The 2,201-nt window shown below is 58.8% G+C and carries 2 protein-coding genes; one reads left to right on the plus strand and one right to left on the minus strand.

The annotated features are described in order from the left end of the window. The first annotated feature begins 164 nt into the window (after nt 1-164). On the plus strand, nt 165-1,289 hold the full coding sequence (gene recA, locus NW843_RS10875; protein ID WP_414522946.1) for a recombinase RecA: 1,125 nt from the start codon (nt 165-167) through the stop codon (nt 1,287-1,289). 16 nt (nt 1,290-1,305) lie between these two features. Here the strand turns inward: recA and NW843_RS10880 are convergent, their stop codons facing one another. Then, nucleotides 1,306-2,118: a TrmH family RNA methyltransferase gene (locus tag NW843_RS10880; RefSeq protein WP_414522947.1), complete on the minus strand. Its 813-nt coding sequence runs from the start codon at nt 2,116-2,118 to the stop codon at nt 1,306-1,308. Between the last annotated feature and the right edge of the window lie 83 nt (nt 2,119-2,201).

Below are 2,201 nucleotides of genomic sequence, written 5' to 3' on the forward strand. Positions count from 1 at the left end.
TGCCCTCACCCCCAGCCCCTCTCCCAGAGGGAGAGGGGAGTTAGGAACCGAGGCAAGGTACGAGCTGACTGCAGTTGGAGGGAGAGGGATCCGCTCAGAGCAAGGCGACAATGTTAGAATGCAGGCTCGATTTTCCACCACGACTCCTGGGGGGGATGCGGGTTATGGCCCGGAAAGCCGTTGCTGTGAACACTGCTGATGACTCGGACAAATTGAAGTCAGAAAAACGCAAAGCCCTGGAGCAGGTGTTAAGCCAGATCGAGCGGAATTTCGGCAAAGGGGCAATCATGCGCCTGGGAGATGCCACCCAGATGCGGGTGGAGACCATACCCAGTGGGGCCATCACCCTCGACTTGGCCTTGGGCGGAGGTTACCCAAAAGGGCGGATTATCGAAGTCTTTGGGCCGGAATCTTCTGGGAAAACTTCAATTGCCCTACATGCCATCGCCGAAGTGCAAAAACAAGGGGGAACGGCAGCTTTTGTGGATGCGGAACATGCGCTGGATCCCACTTACGCAGCAGCTTTGGGGGTTGATATTCAAAACCTGTTGATCTCCCAGCCGGACACGGGGGAGGCCGCCCTGGAGATTGTCGATCAGTTGGTGCGCTCGGCAGCTGTGGATATCGTGGTGGTGGACTCGGTAGCAGCGTTGGTGCCCCGGGCTGAGATCGAAGGGGATATGGGAGATGCCCATGTGGGATTGCAGGCGCGCCTGATGAGCCAAGCGCTGCGCAAGATTGCCGGAAATGTCAGCAAAACCGGATCCATCGTTCTTTTCTTAAACCAATTGCGCTCCAAAATTGGCGGCATAGGCTATGGCCCCCAGGAGACCACCACCGGCGGCAATGCCCTTAAGTTTTATGCGTCGGTGCGGCTAGATATTCGCCGCGTTCAAACCCTGAAAAAAGGTGCGGAAGAATACGGGATCCGAGCGCGGGTCAAGGTGGTGAAAAACAAAGTTGCCCCCCCTTTCCGGCGGGCAGAATTTGACATCATTTTCGGCCAAGGGATCTCCAACATCGGCTGCATTATCGATCTGGCCGAGGAGATGGGCATTCTCAAGCGCCGCGGCTCTTGGTACAGCTACAAGGAGGAAAATGTTGCCCAAGGAAGGGACAATCTGGTTGTCTACTTGAAGGAAAACCCAGAGCTCCTAGCGGAGGTGGAAGCGGCTGTGCGGGAGAAACTTTCTGCGGGGGTGACGGTTTCCGCCAGCCGGCCGGCAGCGATGGAAGAGGGAGAGCAGGAAGAGAATGAGGATGCGGTCTTTGTAGAGGAAGAGTTCTGAGGGAGCAGCTAGCTGTTCAGGGAGCGCTTCCTGAGCGAGATCGCCGCTGGCGCAGGGCCTCGTAGAGCAACAACCCCCCCGTCATAGCGACGTTCAGAGATTCGACACCCTCGGCCATCGGGATCCGCACCTGGGCATTGGCCTGTTGGATAGTCGCTTCCCTCAGGCCAGCCCCTTCGTTGCCCAGGAGAAAAAGGGTAGGGCGGGTGAGATCTTGATCCCAGTAGCAGTTTGCTGTGGGGGAGAGGGTAGCAGCCAAGACTTGGATCCCGTGGCAACGGCAGCTCTGGATCCAGGCGGCTAGGTCGGGCACGACTTGGGGCGGACGGCGAAACCACTGGCCGGCAGAGGCCCGCAAGACTTTGGGGTTTTCGGGATCGACGCTGTCTGCGCTTAGCCAAAGGCCGTCGGCTCCTGCGGCGGCCACGACTCGGATTAGGGATCCCAAATTGCCTGGATCTTGCAGCGTTTCCACCACAAGGCCCAAACGTAACTTGGACAGGGGGGGAGAGGAAATCTGCCAACTGACGGCCACGGCCACAGCTCCTTCGGGAGACTCGGTGGTACAGAGCGCTGCCATGACTTCTGAGCTGACGGCCTGCCGCCGTAGACTCTTGGGCAGATTGGCCAGCAATTGTGGGTAACGCTCAGCCCACTCAAGCGTGTAGCAGAGAGCCTGCAGGGGCCAGCCAACTCGCAGGGCTTCTTCGATGAGGTGGGATCCCTCTACCAAAAAGGCGCCCTGTTCCCGCCGGCCTTTGCTGCGGTGCAACTGCCGCAACTTGCGGATCCAGGGGTTTTTCGGACTGGTCAGCAGCTCAGAAGCCATGTGGCAATGGTTAAGGTACTCCCCAAGTCTTCGGCGTTGCTGCCCTCACCCCCAGCCCCTCTCCCAGAGGGAGAGGGGAGTTA

It is taken from the genome of Synechococcus sp. R5-12 (genome assembly GCF_047502655.1).
Classification (GTDB): Bacteria; Cyanobacteriota; Cyanobacteriia; order Thermostichales; family Thermostichaceae; genus Thermostichus.